Genomic DNA, 15,875 nt, shown 5'->3' with positions numbered 1-15,875 from the left:
CTATGGGGCGCATGAGGGAGACGGCGCAAGCTATGGCGCGCCAGATGCACAGCAACAAGAGAACGTTCGCCGTGTACGTGGTGCTGCGCTTGATCGTGGTCGCGTGCGCGGCCTCCGCGCTCGTTTTCGGCAATTACGAGGCGTTCTTTCTCTGCCTTCTCACGCTGGTGCTGTTCTTGGTGCCCGCGTTCGTTGAAGTGAACTTCAGCATCACCATCCCCGAAACGCTCGAAGTGATCATCGTGCTGTTCATTTTCGCTGCCGAGATCTTGGGCGAGCTTCTGCATTTCTATACCATCTTCCCATTTTGGGATACGCTTCTGCATACGTTCAACGGGTTTCTAGCTGCTGCGATCGGGCTTGCCCTCGTGTCCATCCTCAATCGATCGGACCGCATCGCCTTCTCGCTCTCGCCGTTTTTCTGCGTGGTGGTGGCGTTTTGCTTCTCGATGACCATCGGCGTGCTTTGGGAGTTCTTCGAATTCGGCATGGATCGGGTGTTCGGCCTGGACATGCAAAAGGATGCGGTGGTCACCAGCATCGCGAGCGCGCTCTTGGATCCCACGGGATCGCAGCACCCTGTGCGCATAGACGGGATAGAAGAGGTTGTCGTGAACGGTCAGGAGCTTGGGGTAGGGGGCTACCTTGATATCGGGCTTATGGACACGATGGAGGATCTGTTCGTGAACCTGATCGGCGCAATCGTGTTCTCGGTTATCGGGTACCGCTACCTCAAAAGCAAGGGTTCGGGATCCATCGTCAAAAGGCTTGTTCCGTGGCCGAGTTCGTCCGGCGGTCGCCGAGGCTCCGATTGCTGATCGAGTATTCGTTTTGATGATCAAAGCGAATACGGTATGATGCGGGCATCGACGGCGCGGGAAGGGGACGGCTATGGAAACGGCACATGGATCGAGCGACCTTGATCGATCTTTTTCGAGCAGGCCTCGGGCAGGGGCCGACGATGCCGTGCGCGCACGTCGGCAAGAGATCGACGACCTGCTGTCGGGCACGTTCAACTCCATCCTGCGCATCGAAGAGCGATCTTTGGACAACCGTCTGACGCAGGGGCTCACCATTACCGAAGTGCACACCATCGTGGCCGTGGGCCTTCACGAGCGCAGCCCGATGAACGTGGTTGCCGCGCGCCTGGGCGTGACGCTGGCAACGCTGACCACGGCCGTTAACAAGCTGGTCAAGAAGGGTTTCGTCGAGCGCGAGCGCGCGGAGGACGACCGGCGCAAAGTACTGGTCTCGCTTACGAAAAAGGGCCGTCAGGTGCTGCGCGCCCACAACCTGTTCCATCATCAGATGATCGACGAGGCGCTAGCCGATCTGAGCGAGGAAGAAGAGCGCGTGTTCGCCGTTGCCCTCGCGAAAGTCAAGGCATTCTTCGACGCGCAGGAGTAGCGCGCAGAAATCGTGGAGGGGCCGACAAGGCACTTGCAATCGAGGCAAAGTCTCCTTATCATCGTCTATGCCTAAATACTTTGATTATCAAACTAATTTGGAAGTGGAAGGATCAACATGGCTACGATCGACATCGTGAAGGACGTACTTGTGGAAAACCTCGACCTGGATGCCAACGGCATCGTCGAAGACGCCACGCTCGATTCGCTGGGCATCGACTCGCTTGACATGGTCGAGCTCATTTGCGATCTCGAGGAGAAGTGCGACGTCGAGTTCGGCGAGCCGGAGGGCATCGAAACGGTGGGCCAGCTGGTCGCTCATATCGATTCCTTGAAGTAGAGGGGCTGAAGACGCGGGCCTTCGGGGCCCGCTTTTGGCATGACGAGCTAGTTCGAGAAAGAGGATCGGAGCATGAGAACGCGGGTAGCGGACACGTTGGGCATCGAGGTGCCCATCATCCAAGGAGCGATGGCTCGCATCGCCGACGCGAATCTGGCCGCAGCGGTCAGCGAAGCGGGGGGCTTGGGCATCATCGCATGCGGCGGCGCGCCGCTGTCGTGGATCGAGGAGCAGGTGGGCATCGCCCGCTCGAAAACCAACAAGCCTATCGGCGCGAACGTCATGCTCATGGATCCGAACGCTGCAGAGGTCGCCAAGCTTTTGACGGAGCTTGAAGTGGACGTTATCACCACGGGCGCGGGCAGCCCGGCGAACTACATGGATCTGTGGAAGGGCGCCGGCATCAAGGTGGTTCCCGTGATCGCCTCGAGCGCGCTCGCCGTGCGCATGGAGCGCCTGGGAGCCGACGCCGTGGTGGCCGAGGGCACGGAAGCGGGCGGCCATATCGGCGAGCTTGCCACGATGGCCCTCGTCCCGGCGGTATGCGATGCCGTTTCGATCCCCGTGATCGCGGCGGGAGGCATAGCCGACGGACGCGGGCTTGTTGCCGCGTTCGCCCTTGGGGCCGAAGGGGTGCAGGTGGGCACGCGCTTCTTGACCGTGGACGAGTGCTGCATCGCCGATGCCTACAAGGACAAGGTCATCGCTGCGAAAGATTCCGACACCATAGTCACGGGCCGCGGCAGCGGGCATCCCGTTCGCTGTTTGAAGAACAAGTTCGCGCGCACCGTGCGCAAGCTGGAAGGCGACGCTGCTGCGCACGGCGACGAGCTGGAGGCGATGTACGTGGGTTCGCTCAGGCGCGCCGTCGAGGGCGACGTGGACAACGGGACCATGATGGCGGGGCAGTCGGCTGCGCTCGTGAGCGAGCGCAGGACGGCGGCGGACGTGGTTGCTTCGATGGTCGCCGAGGCGCAGGCTCTCGGTGGACTCGATCTTGAGGCGCTGGCGCAGTTGAACGCTCGGCGCGCACGCGTTCGGTAAGGGGTGCGCTGTGGCTGACACGCAATTCGCGGAAGGACCGCGCACCGGCGCGCCTTCGGTTCCGCGCATGCTTTCCGGGCATCCCGTGTTCATGCTCTCGGGCCAGGGTTCGCAAAAGCCCGGCATGGGGGAGAGCCTGCTCGATCTTCCCGAAGTGGCCGAGGTGTTCTCCTGCGCGTCCGACGTGCTGGGCTACAACGTAGCCGATCTGGTTTCGAATGCAAGCGCCGATCAGCTCAACGACACGCGCTATGCCCAGCCGGCGCTGTGCGCGCTGTCGATCGGCGCGGCGCGTGCGCTCGAAGCCCGCGGCGTGGAGCCGATCGCCGTGCTGGGCTTCTCGCTGGGCCAGGTGAGCGCGCTCGCCGTGTCGGGCATGCTGTCGGACGAGGCGACCTTCGCGTTCGTGCGCGAGCGGTCCCGCCTCATGGCCGAGGCGGCTGCCGCGCAACCGGGCGCCATGAGCGCTTTGCTCAAGGCCGACGAAGAGAGCGTGCGCGCGCTGTGCGCGGAATGCGCGCAGGGCGGCGTTCTGGTTCCGGCAAACTACAACTGCCCTGGCCAGATCGTTGTTTCCGGAACGCCGGAGGCTATCGAGCGCATCGAGGCCGCATGGGCCGACCAAGGGGGGCGCTTCTCGCGGTTGGCTACGTCCGGGGGGTTCCACAGCCCTTTGATGAGCGACGCCGCAGTCGAGCTCGCACGGTACCTGGACGGCGTGGAGTTTGCCGAGCCTCGCGTGCCGCTCATCTGCAACCTGTCCGCCGCGCCCCTGGACGCGGCGCGTGCGCGGACGCGCCTGGTCGAACACTTGACCGGTCCCGTTCGCTTTCAGCAAAGCATCGAGACGCTTGCAGCCGCCGGTGCGGACACGTTCGTCGAGGCGGGTTACGGCGGCGTGCTGGCGAACCTGGTGAAGCGCATCGATCGGAGCTTCACGCGTTGCTGCGTACAGGATCGAACGAGCCTTGAAGCGTGCGCAGAAACGTGCTGCGCCTCCGATTCCGAAGAGGAGACACTGTGACCAACCAACCCGAAACCCTGCGCCGAAGCGCGGTCGTTACCGGATCGAGCCGCGGAATCGGCCGTGCGGTGGCCGAAGAACTGGCGTGCGCCGGCTTCGACGTGTGCGTGAACTGCTCGAGCGAACGCGGGCTTGCCGCAGCTCAGGAGCTGGCCGATGGTTTGGCCGACGAGTACGGCGTGCGCGCCGTTGCGGTGGCGGCGAACGTTGCCGATGCCGATCAGGCGCAGGGATTGATCGAGGCCGCCTATGAAGCGTTCGGGCGCGTGGACGTGCTGGTGAACAATGCGGGCATCACGCGCGACGGATTGCTGGTGCGCATGAAGGAGGAGGACTTCGATGCGGTTATCGATGTGAACCTCAAGGGTACGTTCAACTGTTGCAAAGCGGCGGCCCAGCGCATGATGAAACAGCGCTACGGTCGCATCGTGAACCTGTCGAGCGTGGTGGGCGTGGCCGGAAACGCGGGTCAGGCGAACTATGCGGCTTCCAAGGCGGGGGTTATCGGCCTGACGAAATCGCTCGCGCGCGAGCTGGCCGCCCGCAACGTCACGGCGAACGCGGTCGCTCCGGGCTTCATATCCACGGACATGACCGACGAGCTGTCGGACAAGCAGCGCGACGCGGTTTTGGGACGCATCGCATCGGGACGCTTCGGCGAGCCGAAGGACGTTGCCGCGCTCGTTCGATTTTTGGCGAGCGAGGAGGCCGGTTACGTGACCGGGCAAGTTATCTGCATCGATGGAGGTATGTCGCTATGAGCAAGAACGCGAATTCGGGTGCCCAGGATATCGCCACGCGCCGTCCCGACGGCACGCATCGCGTGGTCATCACCGGCATGGGCGCGGTGTCTCCTGCCGGTGTCGGCGTAGAGGCGCTTTGGAACGCGGTCATGGGCCGCACTTGCTGCATAGGTCCGATCGCGCGTTTCGACGCGACCGACCATGACGTGAGCATCGCTGCCGAGGTGCGCGATTTCGACGCGACCGAGCACGGCCTTTCCAAGAAGGAGGCGCGCCGTTTCGAGCGGTTCGTGCAGTACGCCATCGTCGCATCCGACGAGGCCATGGCTCAGGCGGGGCTCGATATGGAAGCGGAGGACGCCACGCGCATCGCGTGCGTGTTCGGAACGGGCATCGGCGGCATCGACGAGCTGCAAAGCGGGTTCTCCACGTTGGCCGAGAAGGGCCCCAAGCGCGTGAGCCCGCTGTTCATCCCCACGATGATCGGCAACATCGCCGCTGGCAACCTGTCCATTCGCTACGGTTTGCAGGGCGAGTGCCTGAACGTGGTGACCGCTTGCGCAACGGGAGCCCATTGCATCGGTACGGCCGTGCGCGACATCAGGCACGGCTACATCGACGCGGCGCTTGCCGGAGGCTCGGAAGAGTCCGTGTCTCCCATCTGCTTGGCTGGGTTCGCGAACCTGGGCGCGCTTTCGAAGTCGTCCGATCCTTGCGAGGCGTCGCTGCCCTTCGACGCGCGCCGAGCGGGCTTCGTGGCGGGCGAGGGCGCGGGCGCGGTGGTTCTGGAGTCGCTCGAACATGCGCTCGGGCGCGGGGCAACCGTGCTGGCTGAGGTCGTCGGCTTCGGCTCGACGGGCGATGCCTACCACATGACCGCTCCCGAGCCGAGCGGCGATGGCGTGGCGCGCGCGATGCTGCAGGCGCTTTCGGAAGGGGGCTTCACGCCTGCCGACCTGGGGCATTTGAATGCGCACGGGACGGGTACGCCCGCAAACGACGCGACCGAGTCCAAGGCGCTTGCCGCCGTGTGCGGCGAAGAGCTCGCTCGTACGGTGCCGGTCACTTCCGTGAAGGGCACGACGGGCCATACGCTGGGGGCCGCGGGTGCGATCGAGGCTATCGTGTGCGCTCTGTCCGTGGCCAACGACTGCGTTCCTCCCACGGCCGGGTTCGCCGAAGCCGATCCTGCGTGCCCGGTGAACGTGGTGGTGGAGGCGAAGACGAACTACCCTCAGAAGGTGGCGCTTTCGAACTCGCTGGGCTTCGGCGGCCACAACGCCTCGCTGGCCATCTCGCCGTACCGGACCTCGCTGGCCTGACGGCCGTCGGAGCGCGAGACGCCTTGGCGTCTCGCGCGGGCGCATGGCGCGCAAAGCGCGCGCCGTTGAAAGGAGAACCTATGGATATCGAGTATCCCTGCGGCAAGGACGTCGTCGAGGCGGTGCTGCCGCACCGCGACCCGTTTTGCTGGGTGAGCCGAGTGACCTCCTGCAAGCCGGGCGTCGAAGTGACGGCCGAGTTTGACGTCGATCCCGGCTTGGCGCTGTTCGCGGGCCATTTCCCGGGGCACCCGGTGCTGCCGGGCGTCATCATCATGGAGGCGCTTGCCCAGGCCGCCTCGTTCTGCGTGCTCGTAGAGCGCGGGGCCGAGGGGTCGATCGGGTTTTTGACGGGCATCGACAACGCGAAGTTTCGCCGTCAGGTGGAGCCGGGCGACACGCTCGTCTTGAAGGGCCGCATCGTGAAATCCTCGTCTCGCTTGTGCGTGGCGGAGGTCGAGGCGAGCGTCGACGGCCAGGTGTGCGCGACGGCGACGCAGAAGTATGTGCTGGCAAAGGCCGAGGCGTAGCGCGCGACAGCGTCGCGTGTCCGGCAAGCGGAAGGTCGTTCGATGAAACAGCGTAAGCAGAACTACATCACCATCGCAACCGACGGGGCGATGCTGTCGCAGAGCGGTGCTATGCCGGCGGTCCGAGCGGCGGAGGGTTCCGCCGACGTCGTGTATCGCCTGACGCGCATGGCGGCCGAGGCGGCGGGAGCTTTCCCGGATGCTCCGAACGCGCTCGACGCGGTGGACGCGTCCGTTTTCTCCGAGGCCGTCGGCGCGGGCCGATGCGCTTCGGGGGTTGACGTTGCAGTCGATCGACCTGCTCCCGTGGCTCTTGTCATGGCCCGCGCGAAGACGGCGCGCCGCTTGTTTCCCGCAGTGGTCGAGGCCGGGTTCGCGGCGTGCGCGGCGTATACGCAGGATCGTCGCTACGACCCGCACGTGAAGGCGGCTGCGCTGAGCGTTTGCCTGGGCGAAAAGTATACGGACGCCCTGTTCAGCAACGCCCACGCCGTGCTGCAGGCCGCTTCGGAGTGCCAGGCGTCCTGCATCTTGCTCTGCGACGAAGCCGTTGCGCTTTCGGAAGTCGACAGCTTCCTGGCGCGCGCTGCAGCGCGCGGCGTGCGCGTGTTCAAGCCGCTCAGCGTCGAGTCCCCTCTGCTCGGCTGGGTGCTCTGCTCCACGGAAAAGACGGCAAACGGCACGGAAGCCTGGCGGGCCTGCCATGCGTGCGGCCTCAAGTTCGATGCAGCCAGCGTGGCCGCAGGGCATTACGTCTGCCCGTCGTGCGGCACGTACCTGCGCATGTCGTCGGCCGAGCGCATCGACGACCTGCTCGACGCGGGCAGCTTCGTCGAATGGAGCCGATCGGTGCCTGAAACCGATCCGCTGGGATTTCCCGGCTACGAGGAGAAGCTGGCCGCGCAGCGCGATAAAACCGGCTTGGACGAGGCCGTGCGCACGGGCGAGGGCCGCATCGCCGGCTTGCGCGTTGCCATCGGCATCATGGAGTCGCAGTTCTTCATGGGGTCCATGGGTTCGGTCGTGGGCGAGAAGGTGGCGCGGCTCGTGGAGCGCGCAACCGACGAGCGCCTGCCCGTGGTGGTGTTCACCGCGTCGGGCGGCGCGCGCATGCAGGAGGGCCTGGTGTCGCTCATGCAGATGGCGAAGGTCTCGTTCGCGCTCGACCGTCATGCCGAGGCCAAGCTTCCGTACATCTCGGTGCTCGCCGATCCCACGACGGGCGGCGTGACCGCGTCGTTCGCCATGCAGGGCGACGTCATCTTGGCGGAGCCGCGGGCGCTCATCGGGTTCGCCGGCCAACGCGTGATCAAGGACACCATCAAGCAGGAGCTTCCCGAAGGCTTCCAGACCGCCGAGTTCGCGCTCGAGCACGGGCTGATCGACGCGATCGTCGAGCGCGAGAACCTGCGTAGCGCGCTCGCGCACGTGCTGGCCATTCATCTGGCAACCTCTCCTGCGGGCGCGGGGAAGAGCGGGCACGAACCGGGGGACCGGGAGATATTCGTCAGCTACGAAGCCGTGCGCGACAACCTGGCGAACGGCACGCATACGTACAATACCGTGACGTACGGGAACCTCACTCCGGAGGGCGCGTCGTTGACCGAGGCGACTTGGGCGCCGGCACGGTTGAGGGATCGCGTCGCGGGCCTGATGGGCGGTTTCGCGCGCAGCGATGCGGCATCGCGCAGACGTCTGGAGCGTGCGCTCAAGCGAGGCGGGTTCGACGCGGACGGTCGGCTGCCCCTCGAAGACGGCGCGCCGTCGTCGTCGGCTCGGGGCGAGGTTGCGCTCTCGACGCGCTCGAACCGCGCATGGGAAAGCGTGCAGCTGGCGCGTAACGTGCATCGTCCCACGGCGCTGTCGTACATCGAGTCGTTTGTCGACGGCTTCATCGAGCTGCACGGAGATCGCGCGTTCGGCGACGATGCCGCCATCGTGTGCGGGCTGGGCTGGATCGACGGGCACGCCGTCACCGTGGTCGCGCAGGAAAAGGGCCGCGACCTGAAGGAGCGCATCAAGCGCAATTTCGGCTGCCCGCAGCCGGAAGGCTATCGAAAGTCGCTGCGCATCATGCGCCAGGCCGAGAAGTTCGGGCGTCCGATCGTGTGCCTGGTGGACACGCAGGGCGCGTTCTGCGGCACCGAGGCGGAGGAACGCGGGCAGGGCAACGCGATTGCGGACAACCTCATAGCGCTGGCGGGCATGCGCGTGCCGGTGGTGAGCGTGCTTCTGGGCGAAGGCGGGTCGGGCGGCGCTCTGGCCCTGGCCGTTGCGGATCGCGTGGCCATGCAGGAGCACGCCGTGTACTCGGTTCTCTCGCCGGAAGGGTTCGCTTCCATCCTTTGGAAGGACCGCACGCGCGCCCCCGAAGCGGCGGCCGTCATGAAGATGAGCGCGCACGAGGCCTGCCAGATGGGCATCGTCGACGCCGTTCTTCCCGAGGGCGCCGGCCCCGCCCATGAAAACCCCGAAGCGGCTGCTCAAGGCGTTCGGGCCTACGTGGTCAAAACGCTCGAGGAGCTTGGCGAGCGTCCTCTGGACGATCTGCTGAAGCAGCGCTACGAGCGCTTCATGAAGTTCTAGGGCGAGCAAGACGGCCCGCGGCGCCGGTGGGGTGGCGATCGCTGTCCCACCGGCGCCGCCTTCGTTTTATCCTTGCAGCAGGTCGATAAGGTCGTCGCGGGTCAGGTTCGCAAGCGAAACGCCGCTCGCTCCAACGACTTGGCTTGCCAGCTCGCTTTTCGCTTGCTGCAAACGCACGATGCGCTCCTCGATGGTGTCCTTGGCGATCACGCGCTGCACGCTCACCACGCGCGTTTGGCCGATGCGATGGGCGCGGTCGGTGGCCTGGTCTTGCGCGGCTGCGTTCCACCAGGGATCCGCATGCACCACGACCGATGCGCCGGTCAGGTTAAGGCCCGTCCCTCCGGCCTTGAGCGACACCAAGAACACCGGCGTCTCGTCCTCGTTGAACGAATTGACCAGGGCCAGGCGCTTCTGCTTGGGCGTGGCTCCCGTGATGGTGTAGTAGGCAACGCCCGCTGCGCTCAGGCGCCGTGCAATGCGCTCCAAAAAGCTGGTGAACTGCGAGAACACGAGCGTCTTTTCGCCGGCGTCCATAGCGGAGTCGACCAGTTCCATGATGGCGTCGAGCTTCGCCGCCTGGCCGCCGTAGTTCTCGTAGAGCAGGTGCGGATCGCAGCAGAGCTGCCTCAGCTTCGTAAGCTCGGCAAGCACCTCCACCTTCCGCTTTCCGAAATCGTTGTTCTTCCTGTTGTTGCGCTGCTCGGTCAAATCTTCGCGCAGGCGCTGCTCGTGCGCGGCGTACAGGCGCTGCTGCTCGCCCTCCAGGTGCGCGTAGACGATGGACTCGAGCTTGTCGGGCAAATCGGCAAGGACGTCGGTCTTCAAACGGCGCAGCATGAAGGGTCCCACCACGGCTTGCAGTCGTCGGGCCACGGCTTCGTCTCCGCCTACGACGGGCGCTTCGAACCGCTCGCGGAAGCGAGCGTACGGGCCAAGCAAGCCGGGCATCAGGAAGTCGAAGATGCTCCAAAGCTCGCTCAGGCGATTCTCCATGGGAGTGCCGGTCAGGGCGAAGCGGTGCGCGGCGTCGATGCGCTTGACGGCGCGCGTCGTGAGGGTGGCAGGGTTCTTGATGTACTGCGCCTCGTCGAGCGCGCAACAGAAAAACGAACGCCCCACGTAATCCGCCACGTCGATGCGCAGCAGATCGTACGAGGTGACCAGGACGTCGATCGGCTGATCGACGGGCGCGTGCCCATCGCTTCGCGCGCCCTGCCCGTCGAGCGCGGCATTGCGGATGCGCGCTCGTTCGCGCTTCGATCCCGTCACGGCCTGCGCGCGAAGCTCGGGCGCGAAGCGCTCGATTTCGGCAAGCCAGTTGTAAACGAGCGAGGCGGGGCAGACGATCAGGCTCGGACCGGTTTCGCAGGCATGGTCGCGCCGGGCCAGCAGAAGCGAGATCAGCTGAACGGATTTGCCCAAGCCCATCTCGTCGGCCAAGATGCCTCCGAACCCGGCGTCGCAGCGCGCCGAAAGCCAGCGAAAGCCCTCCGCTTGGTAGGGCCTGAGCGTGTCGGCAAGGCTGTCCGGCACATGGTACGACCGCTCGTCCACGTGGCGAAAACTCTCCACGTAGCGGGTGAACGACCGATCCCGCTCGAGGTTGTCCTCTTCGTCCAGGTAGAACGCGCGGTAGGCGGGCAGCTGGGCGTGGCCGGACGTCAGCTGCTTCGCGGTCAGGCCCAAGTCGGCCGCAAGCCGGTCAAGCTGGGACAGATCGAAGTCCCGCAGGTCCAGAAACGCGCCGCTGCGAAGGCGGTGGAAGCGCTTGCGCTTGCGGTAGCTGGCCAGCAGCGCGCTCAGCTCACGCGCGGGCAGGTCTTCGGAGGACACGGTCAGGTCGATCAGGTTGCCCGTCAGCGACACGCCCAGCGTTACCTGCGGCTTGCCGTCGCGGGTGAGCCGGTCGAACGCGGGCGTGGTGAACACGGTGCCCAGCTCGCGGAACTCGGCAAGGCCGCCGAACACGAGGGCTGCCACGGCTTCGTCGTCATCGATGTCGATGGAAGCGTCGAACGGGTTGAAGTAGCGCTTGATCAGGTCGACCGCCTTCGCCTCCATGCGCTCGTTGCGCAGGGGCCCCGCTGTTTCCTCGGCGGTTTCATCGTTGGTGAATCCGCAGATCAGGTAGCGCTTCTCGCCGTAGGCGGCCCAGGCGTCGCAGGTCACGCCCCGATCGTCTTTGTCGAAGAAGAACTCCAGCTGGCAGGGTACGGGCCGGTACGCCTCCACTTCGCGCGGCGCGCGCACGTGCAGATGCCGCTCGATGGCGGGCAGCGCGGCGGCGCAGAACAGCGGCATGTCCGCCTCGGCGATGAACAGCTTGCTCTCGTCGCTGTCGTAGACGTTGCGCAAGAAGTCGGCGCATTGCGCGAATTCGGGCGAGCAGCGGTAGAAGACGTCGTCTTGCCAAACGTACATGCGGCTTCCCTGTGCGGCAAGCACGATGTCGTCGCCGCGCAAGATGAGGTAGCCTCCCTGGTCGGCGGCGCGCAGGTTGATGTCTATGCTCGGATCGGCCTCGATGATGCGGGCATGGGTGATCGAGCGCGTTCCGTAGTCCGTTCCCTGCACGACGAACGGCCGGTCGTGCAGAAGGTCGAGCAGCTCGATCACCTCGATGTCCGAAAGCTGAAGGTCGCGTCCCACCTCGTCGCGCCCGCGGTAGCGCCAGAAGGCCGCTCCGTTCGCGCGCTCTCGCAGCGAGACCGCGCGGTCCAGAAACTGCGCGATGTCGCGTGCGTGCTCGGTGAGCAGGGCAGGGGCGTGCGTGAAGGCGAGTTTCTTGCCGTACGAGAACCGCTCGCCTGTGCGCATGCGATCCACGAACTCCGAGATGCTCTTCATGACGTAGGATCCCTGCGGGCCCGCTATCTTGAAGTGAGCCGACCAGTCGCGGTAGCCGTAGGCCACGGTCGTTTCGATGTCGATGGTGCCTTGCAGGTCGTTGTCGCTGGTCAGCTGTTCGGTACGCTTCATGAACTCCGCGATGCAGTTCGACGTGGCCGCGGTTTTCTTGGCGTGGTACCCCATGAATTTCTGGGGCTCCTCGTTGTAGGCCAGCAGCAGCGCCGCGCAGTGCTTGCACATGCCGTCGTACTCGCGGTAGGCGGGGCAGGTGCAAGCGTAGTCAAGGATGGCGTCGTCCTTTTCGTTGATCGCCACGGAGGTGCGGTAGCGGTCGTCCCATCCGCTGCTGCTTGCCACGAACGCGCTCAAGGTGGTCTCGTTGCCGTCGTAGCGCACCTGCTTCGTCAGGATGTTGCGATCCGATTCCGCAATCGAGCGCGCCCGCGCAAGCGTGCGGGATGCGCATTGGCTGCCGAGTTCGTGCTCTGAGATCATGGACGCGCTCCTTTCGCGATCAAACGTCCATTGTATATCGCGGGAACGTTTGTTTGCTCGCGGAATGCGCTCATTCGGGGCCTTCTCCATGCGAAGCCGATAGATGCGCGCTGCGCAGCGCATCGGGATCGACGAGGGCCAGCTTTTCGACGAGCTTGCGGTAGATGCGGTCGCGGATCCACGGCTCGGTGGAGGCTTCGCACGCTTCGGCAAGGTCGAACCAGCGCACGTCCGCGTTCTCGTCGGGCTTGCTGCGCAGCGGGTCGCGGGGAGATGCGACGGCCAGGTAGGTGACGTTGAGGTGCAGGTGCGAGCCGACGTACGCGCCGCGCTTCTCGTGGCCGTTCACGGTAAGAACTTCCAGCGAGAAGATGCCGCCCGGCCCGCAGGGCACCAAGCGCGCCCGCGCGATGCCCGTCTCCTCTTCCAGTTCGCGCAGCGCGACGCGCGCCAGCTCGCGCTCGCCGTCGGCGTGCCCGCCGATCCACGACCAGGAATCGTAGATGCGGTGGTAGACCATGAGGGCTTTGGCCGCGCAGGGGTCGACCGTCCAGATCGAGCACGTCACATGCGCGGGCGACGTGCGGTCGAACGCATGCGGATCGGCCTCCAGTCGCTGAAGGATGGTCGTTCGGTCCGCGGCCTCCTGCTGGTTGAAGGGCCGGTACGCGCGTATGTCGTCGATGAGCGTCACGAGGACATTGTACGGCGAGCCGGACGCGGGCGCCAGACGATTCCACGGTGCTTTCTGTTACACTTCACCTTGCTGAACGACAATCAAGAAGGAGGCCTTCCATGACGGCCAAAATCATCGAGTTTCCGGGCGACAACGGCTCCTCATCGGCGCAGGAGCCCACTCTTTACCAGATCAAAGCCACAATCCTCGAATCGGAGCCTCCTATTTGGCGCAGGATCCTGGTTCCCTCCGGAGTGGACATGGGCCTGCTCCATGAATCGATTGCGAAGTCGTTCGACTGGGCCGGCTATCATCTGTACCTGTTCGAGAAGGACGGCGTCTCCTACGACGCTCCGCAGCTCTACGACGACATGGCGACGAAGCCCGCAGGAAGCGGCGCGCATTACAATGCGGAGAAGAAGGGCGCGGCCGAAGTGCTGCGTCCGGGAGACAAGCTTCTGTACACCTACGACTTGGGGGACAACTGGGAGATAGAGCTGGAGGTCGAGGACGAGGTTCCCGAAGCCGACATCCTGGTTCCCTTCTTCCCGATATGCGTGGACGGCGCGCGCCTCGCCCCGCCGGAAGACTGCGGCGGCGTGGGCGGGTACGAGGACTTGTGCCGCATCTTGGCGGATCCCTCCGATCCTGCGCACGGGGAAATGCTCGATTGGGCCGGTTACGAGAGCGGCGCGGATTTCGACCCCGAGTTCTTCGACGTCTTCGGCCTGAACGAGTCGTTCGCCTTCGACATGGTCGATGAAATGGAGGCCGATCTCATTCCCGATGACCCCGAAGAGCTCAAGGAAATGTGCAAGAGCCTCCTGGTCGAGAAGATGCTCATGATGATGAGCGTATCGATGAGCATGAACCTCAAGGAAGACGACGCGGTTCTCTAGCCGAGCCTTTTGCTTCCCAATAAAAAAGAGAAAGCCCGGCCACTTCGGCGTGCCGGGCTTTCTTGCGATCGGGTTTACTGCGCGGCCAGCAGGCTTGCGAACTGGAACGTGGTGCAGTCGACCAGCCCTCGGTTCGTCAGGCGCAGCTCGGGCAGACAGGCCAGGGGGATGAGCGCCATGGTCATGAACGGCGAGGGCATCGTGCAACCGATCTTTTCCCAGGCGCCTTCCAGCGCATGCACCTTCGCGCTCAGCTCTTCGGCGGGAAGCGCGTCCATGAGGCCGGCGATGGGCAGTTCCACCAAGCCCAGGATCTCGCCGTCGGCCACAACTGCCATGCCGCCTCCGCAGGAAGCCAGCGTGTTCGCGGCCAGCGCCATGTCGTCGTCGTTCGTGCCGACTACCAGCAGGTTGTGCGCGTCATGCGCCACCGTGGACGCCATGGCTCCGCGCTTGATGCCGAAGCCCTTCACGAAGCCGTAGCCGAACGTGCCGGTTTCGTGGTGCCGCTCGAATACGAATGTCTTGAGCACGTCGAGCCCGGTGTCGGACTCCAGAAGCTCTTCGATCACCGGCAGGTCCACGTGCGTTTCGAACGTCCCCACCTTTCCCGGTATGACTTCGATGGTGCGGATGCGCGCAGCCGTGTTCGACGCTCCTTCGGGCACCGGCACGGCGAATGTCTCGGGCGTGATGTCGAGCCCCAGGTGCATGGAGTGCGTTACCCATGCGGGGAACACGAACGGCTCCAGGTCGAACGTCGGCTTGCCGTCTTCGGCGACAACGTCGCCGTCGATCAGGACGCGCGTGACGCGCAGGTCTTCCAGGTTGTCCAGGAACACGATGTCGGCGCACTTGCCCGGCGCGATGGAGCCCAGATCGTGATCCATCTGGAAGCACTGGGCGCAGTTGATGGTGACCATCTGGATGGCGGTGACGGGGTCGATGCCCAGTTCGACCGCCGTGCGCACGATGTGGTCGAGGTGCCCGTCGGCCACCAGGGTGTGAGGATGCGTGTCGTCGCTTACGAGCACTGCGTAGCGCGTGTCGATGTCGTTGCCGGTCACGGCTTCGGCCAGCACCGGCAGGTCTTTCCAGGCGGATCCGTAGCGCAGCATCGCGTACATGCCGAAGCGCATCTTGGCCAGTGCGTCTTCGGCGCGCGTCGATTCGTGGCAGCAGCGCACGCCCGAGGCGATGTAGGCGTTCAGCCCTCGGTCGGTTTCGGGCATGGAGTAGTGGCCGGTCACGATCTTGCCGGCTTCCAGCGTGGCTCCCACTTCGCCGTGCGCGTGATCGGTGCCGCCCAGGATGCCGGGGAAGTTCATCATCTCGCCCAGCCCGACGACGCTCGGCCAGCTCATGGTCTCGGCAACGTCTTCGGGGCCGACGAACGAGCCGGTGTCCTCGAAGCCGGGGACCGCGGGCACGCACGACGGGGTGGTGATCATGGTTTTGAGCGGCGTGCGATGGGCGTCCTCGTCCATCACCTTCACGCCGTCGAGTCCCAGCACGTTGCAGATCTCGTGCGGATCCATGTAGATGCCCGTGGTGCCGTGGGGAACGACGGCGCGCGCGTATTCGCCCACGCCCATCATCGACGATTCCACGTGGATGTGCCCGTCTAGGAATCCGGGTGCGATGTACTGTCCCTGCGCGTCGATGACCTGCGTGCTTTCGCCGATGCAGTGTTCGGCGCTTCCCAAGTAGGCGATGCGCCCTTGCGCGATGGCCACGTCGATGCCTTCCTGGATCTCCGCGGTGCAAACGTTCACCAGCTTGGCGTCTCGAATCACGACGTCGGCCGGCTTTTGCCCTTGCACAACGGCAGCGAGCGTCTTCGAGCATTCCCAGAGCGGTTTCTTGCAGAAGTTGTTGATCATACCGGAGCTCCTTCGACGGGACGGCGCCATGCGGCGCACGGACTGGTACGGTCATTATCTGCCTTGCCGGCCGG

At 65.0% G+C, this 15,875-nt stretch carries 13 protein-coding genes; 10 read left to right on the top strand and 3 right to left on the bottom strand.

What is annotated here, in order from left to right; all coding sequences use genetic code 11:
- The first annotated feature begins 11 nt into the window (after positions 1–11).
- The 9 genes from LQE90_RS10340 (at position 12) to LQE90_RS10300 (ending at position 8,995) form a co-directional block, all read left to right on the top strand.
- Positions 12–818, top strand: a complete 807-nt coding sequence (locus tag LQE90_RS10340) for a DUF2238 domain-containing protein (protein WP_231088290.1) — start codon at positions 12–14, stop codon at positions 816–818.
- A 73-nt stretch (positions 819–891) separates the two neighbouring features.
- Positions 892–1,407, top strand: a complete 516-nt coding sequence (locus tag LQE90_RS10335) for a MarR family winged helix-turn-helix transcriptional regulator (protein ID WP_231088289.1) — start codon at positions 892–894, stop codon at positions 1,405–1,407.
- Positions 1,408–1,524: 117 nt separating this feature from the next.
- The gene (locus tag LQE90_RS10330) at positions 1,525–1,746 is read left to right on the top strand and encodes an acyl carrier protein (protein WP_114567577.1); all 222 of its coding nucleotides are present in this window, start codon (positions 1,525–1,527) and stop codon (positions 1,744–1,746) included.
- Positions 1,747–1,818: 72 nt separating this feature from the next.
- Positions 1,819–2,790 (top strand): nitronate monooxygenase, encoded by a 972-nt coding sequence (locus tag LQE90_RS10325; RefSeq protein WP_216529663.1) that lies wholly within the window; start codon positions 1,819–1,821, stop codon positions 2,788–2,790.
- Positions 2,791–2,800: 10 nt separating this feature from the next.
- Positions 2,801–3,814 carry an ACP S-malonyltransferase gene (locus LQE90_RS10320; RefSeq protein WP_231088288.1) on the top strand — a complete coding sequence of 338 codons (1,014 nt, stop codon included), beginning with the start codon at positions 2,801–2,803 and terminating at the stop codon, positions 3,812–3,814.
- On the top strand, positions 3,811–4,575 hold the full coding sequence (gene fabG / locus LQE90_RS10315; RefSeq protein WP_216529662.1) for a 3-oxoacyl-[acyl-carrier-protein] reductase: 765 nt from the start codon (positions 3,811–3,813) through the stop codon (positions 4,573–4,575). Before LQE90_RS10320 ends, fabG begins: the two co-directional genes overlap by 4 nt.
- Positions 4,572–5,879: a beta-ketoacyl-ACP synthase II gene (gene fabF, locus LQE90_RS10310; protein WP_216529661.1), complete on the top strand. Its 1,308-nt coding sequence runs from the start codon at positions 4,572–4,574 to the stop codon at positions 5,877–5,879. Before fabG ends, fabF begins: the two co-directional genes overlap by 4 nt.
- An 80-nt stretch (positions 5,880–5,959) precedes the next feature.
- Positions 5,960–6,409: a 3-hydroxyacyl-ACP dehydratase FabZ gene (gene fabZ / locus LQE90_RS10305; protein WP_216529660.1), complete on the top strand. Its 450-nt coding sequence runs from the start codon at positions 5,960–5,962 to the stop codon at positions 6,407–6,409.
- 42 nt (positions 6,410–6,451) lie between these two features.
- A complete protein-coding gene (locus LQE90_RS10300; RefSeq protein ID WP_216529659.1) occupies positions 6,452–8,995 on the top strand; it encodes an acetyl-CoA carboxylase carboxyltransferase subunit alpha in 2,544 nt (847 codons plus the stop codon).
- A 66-nt stretch (positions 8,996–9,061) separates the two neighbouring features.
- Here LQE90_RS10300 and LQE90_RS10295 read toward each other — a convergent pair whose 3' ends face one another.
- Positions 9,062–12,343 carry a DEAD/DEAH box helicase gene (locus LQE90_RS10295; protein ID WP_216529658.1) on the bottom strand — a complete coding sequence of 1,094 codons (3,282 nt, stop codon included), beginning with the start codon at positions 12,341–12,343 and terminating at the stop codon, positions 9,062–9,064.
- A 70-nt stretch (positions 12,344–12,413) separates the two neighbouring features.
- On the bottom strand, positions 12,414–13,037 hold the full coding sequence (locus LQE90_RS10290) for an NUDIX hydrolase (RefSeq protein WP_216529657.1): 624 nt from the start codon (positions 13,035–13,037) through the stop codon (positions 12,414–12,416).
- 101 nt (positions 13,038–13,138) lie between these two features.
- Here LQE90_RS10290 and LQE90_RS10285 point away from each other — a divergent pair, with 101 nt between their 5' ends.
- A complete protein-coding gene (locus LQE90_RS10285) occupies positions 13,139–13,918 on the top strand; it encodes a plasmid pRiA4b ORF-3 family protein (protein ID WP_216529656.1) in 780 nt (259 codons plus the stop codon).
- A gap of 74 nt (positions 13,919–13,992) precedes the next feature.
- On the opposite strand, the gene ade is transcribed toward LQE90_RS10285, so the two are convergent.
- Positions 13,993–15,801: an adenine deaminase gene (ade, locus tag LQE90_RS10280; RefSeq protein ID WP_216529655.1), complete on the bottom strand. Its 1,809-nt coding sequence runs from the start codon at positions 15,799–15,801 to the stop codon at positions 13,993–13,995.
- Between the last annotated feature and the right edge of the window lie 74 nt (positions 15,802–15,875).

It is taken from the genome of Paraeggerthella hominis, assembly GCF_021044775.1.
GTDB lineage: Bacteria > Actinomycetota > Coriobacteriia > Coriobacteriales > Eggerthellaceae > Paraeggerthella > Paraeggerthella hominis.
The sequence above is the reverse complement of the archived record's forward strand: the minus strand, read 5'-3'. Positions and strand labels throughout refer to the sequence as shown.

Bases quoted from the DNA above. Each gene is read 5' to 3' on its own strand.
- LQE90_RS10300 (WP_216529659.1), top strand. From the start codon at position 6,452: ATGAAACAGCGTAAGCAGAACTACATCACCATCGCAACCGACGGGGCG.
- LQE90_RS10340 (WP_231088290.1), top strand. From the start codon at position 12: ATGAGGGAGACGGCGCAAGCTATGGCGCGCCAGATGCACAGCAACAAG.
- LQE90_RS10295 (WP_216529658.1), bottom strand. From the start codon at position 12,343: ATGATCTCAGAGCACGAACTCGGCAGCCAATGCGCATCCCGCACGCTT.
- fabZ (WP_216529660.1), top strand. From the start codon at position 5,960: ATGGATATCGAGTATCCCTGCGGCAAGGACGTCGTCGAGGCGGTGCTG.
- fabF (WP_216529661.1), top strand. From the start codon at position 4,572: ATGAGCAAGAACGCGAATTCGGGTGCCCAGGATATCGCCACGCGCCGT.
- LQE90_RS10335 (WP_231088289.1), top strand. From the start codon at position 892: ATGGAAACGGCACATGGATCGAGCGACCTTGATCGATCTTTTTCGAGC.
- LQE90_RS10330 (WP_114567577.1), top strand. From the start codon at position 1,525: ATGGCTACGATCGACATCGTGAAGGACGTACTTGTGGAAAACCTCGAC.
- LQE90_RS10325 (WP_216529663.1), top strand. From the start codon at position 1,819: ATGAGAACGCGGGTAGCGGACACGTTGGGCATCGAGGTGCCCATCATC.
- ade (WP_216529655.1), bottom strand. From the start codon at position 15,801: ATGATCAACAACTTCTGCAAGAAACCGCTCTGGGAATGCTCGAAGACG.
- LQE90_RS10285 (WP_216529656.1), top strand. From the start codon at position 13,139: ATGACGGCCAAAATCATCGAGTTTCCGGGCGACAACGGCTCCTCATCG.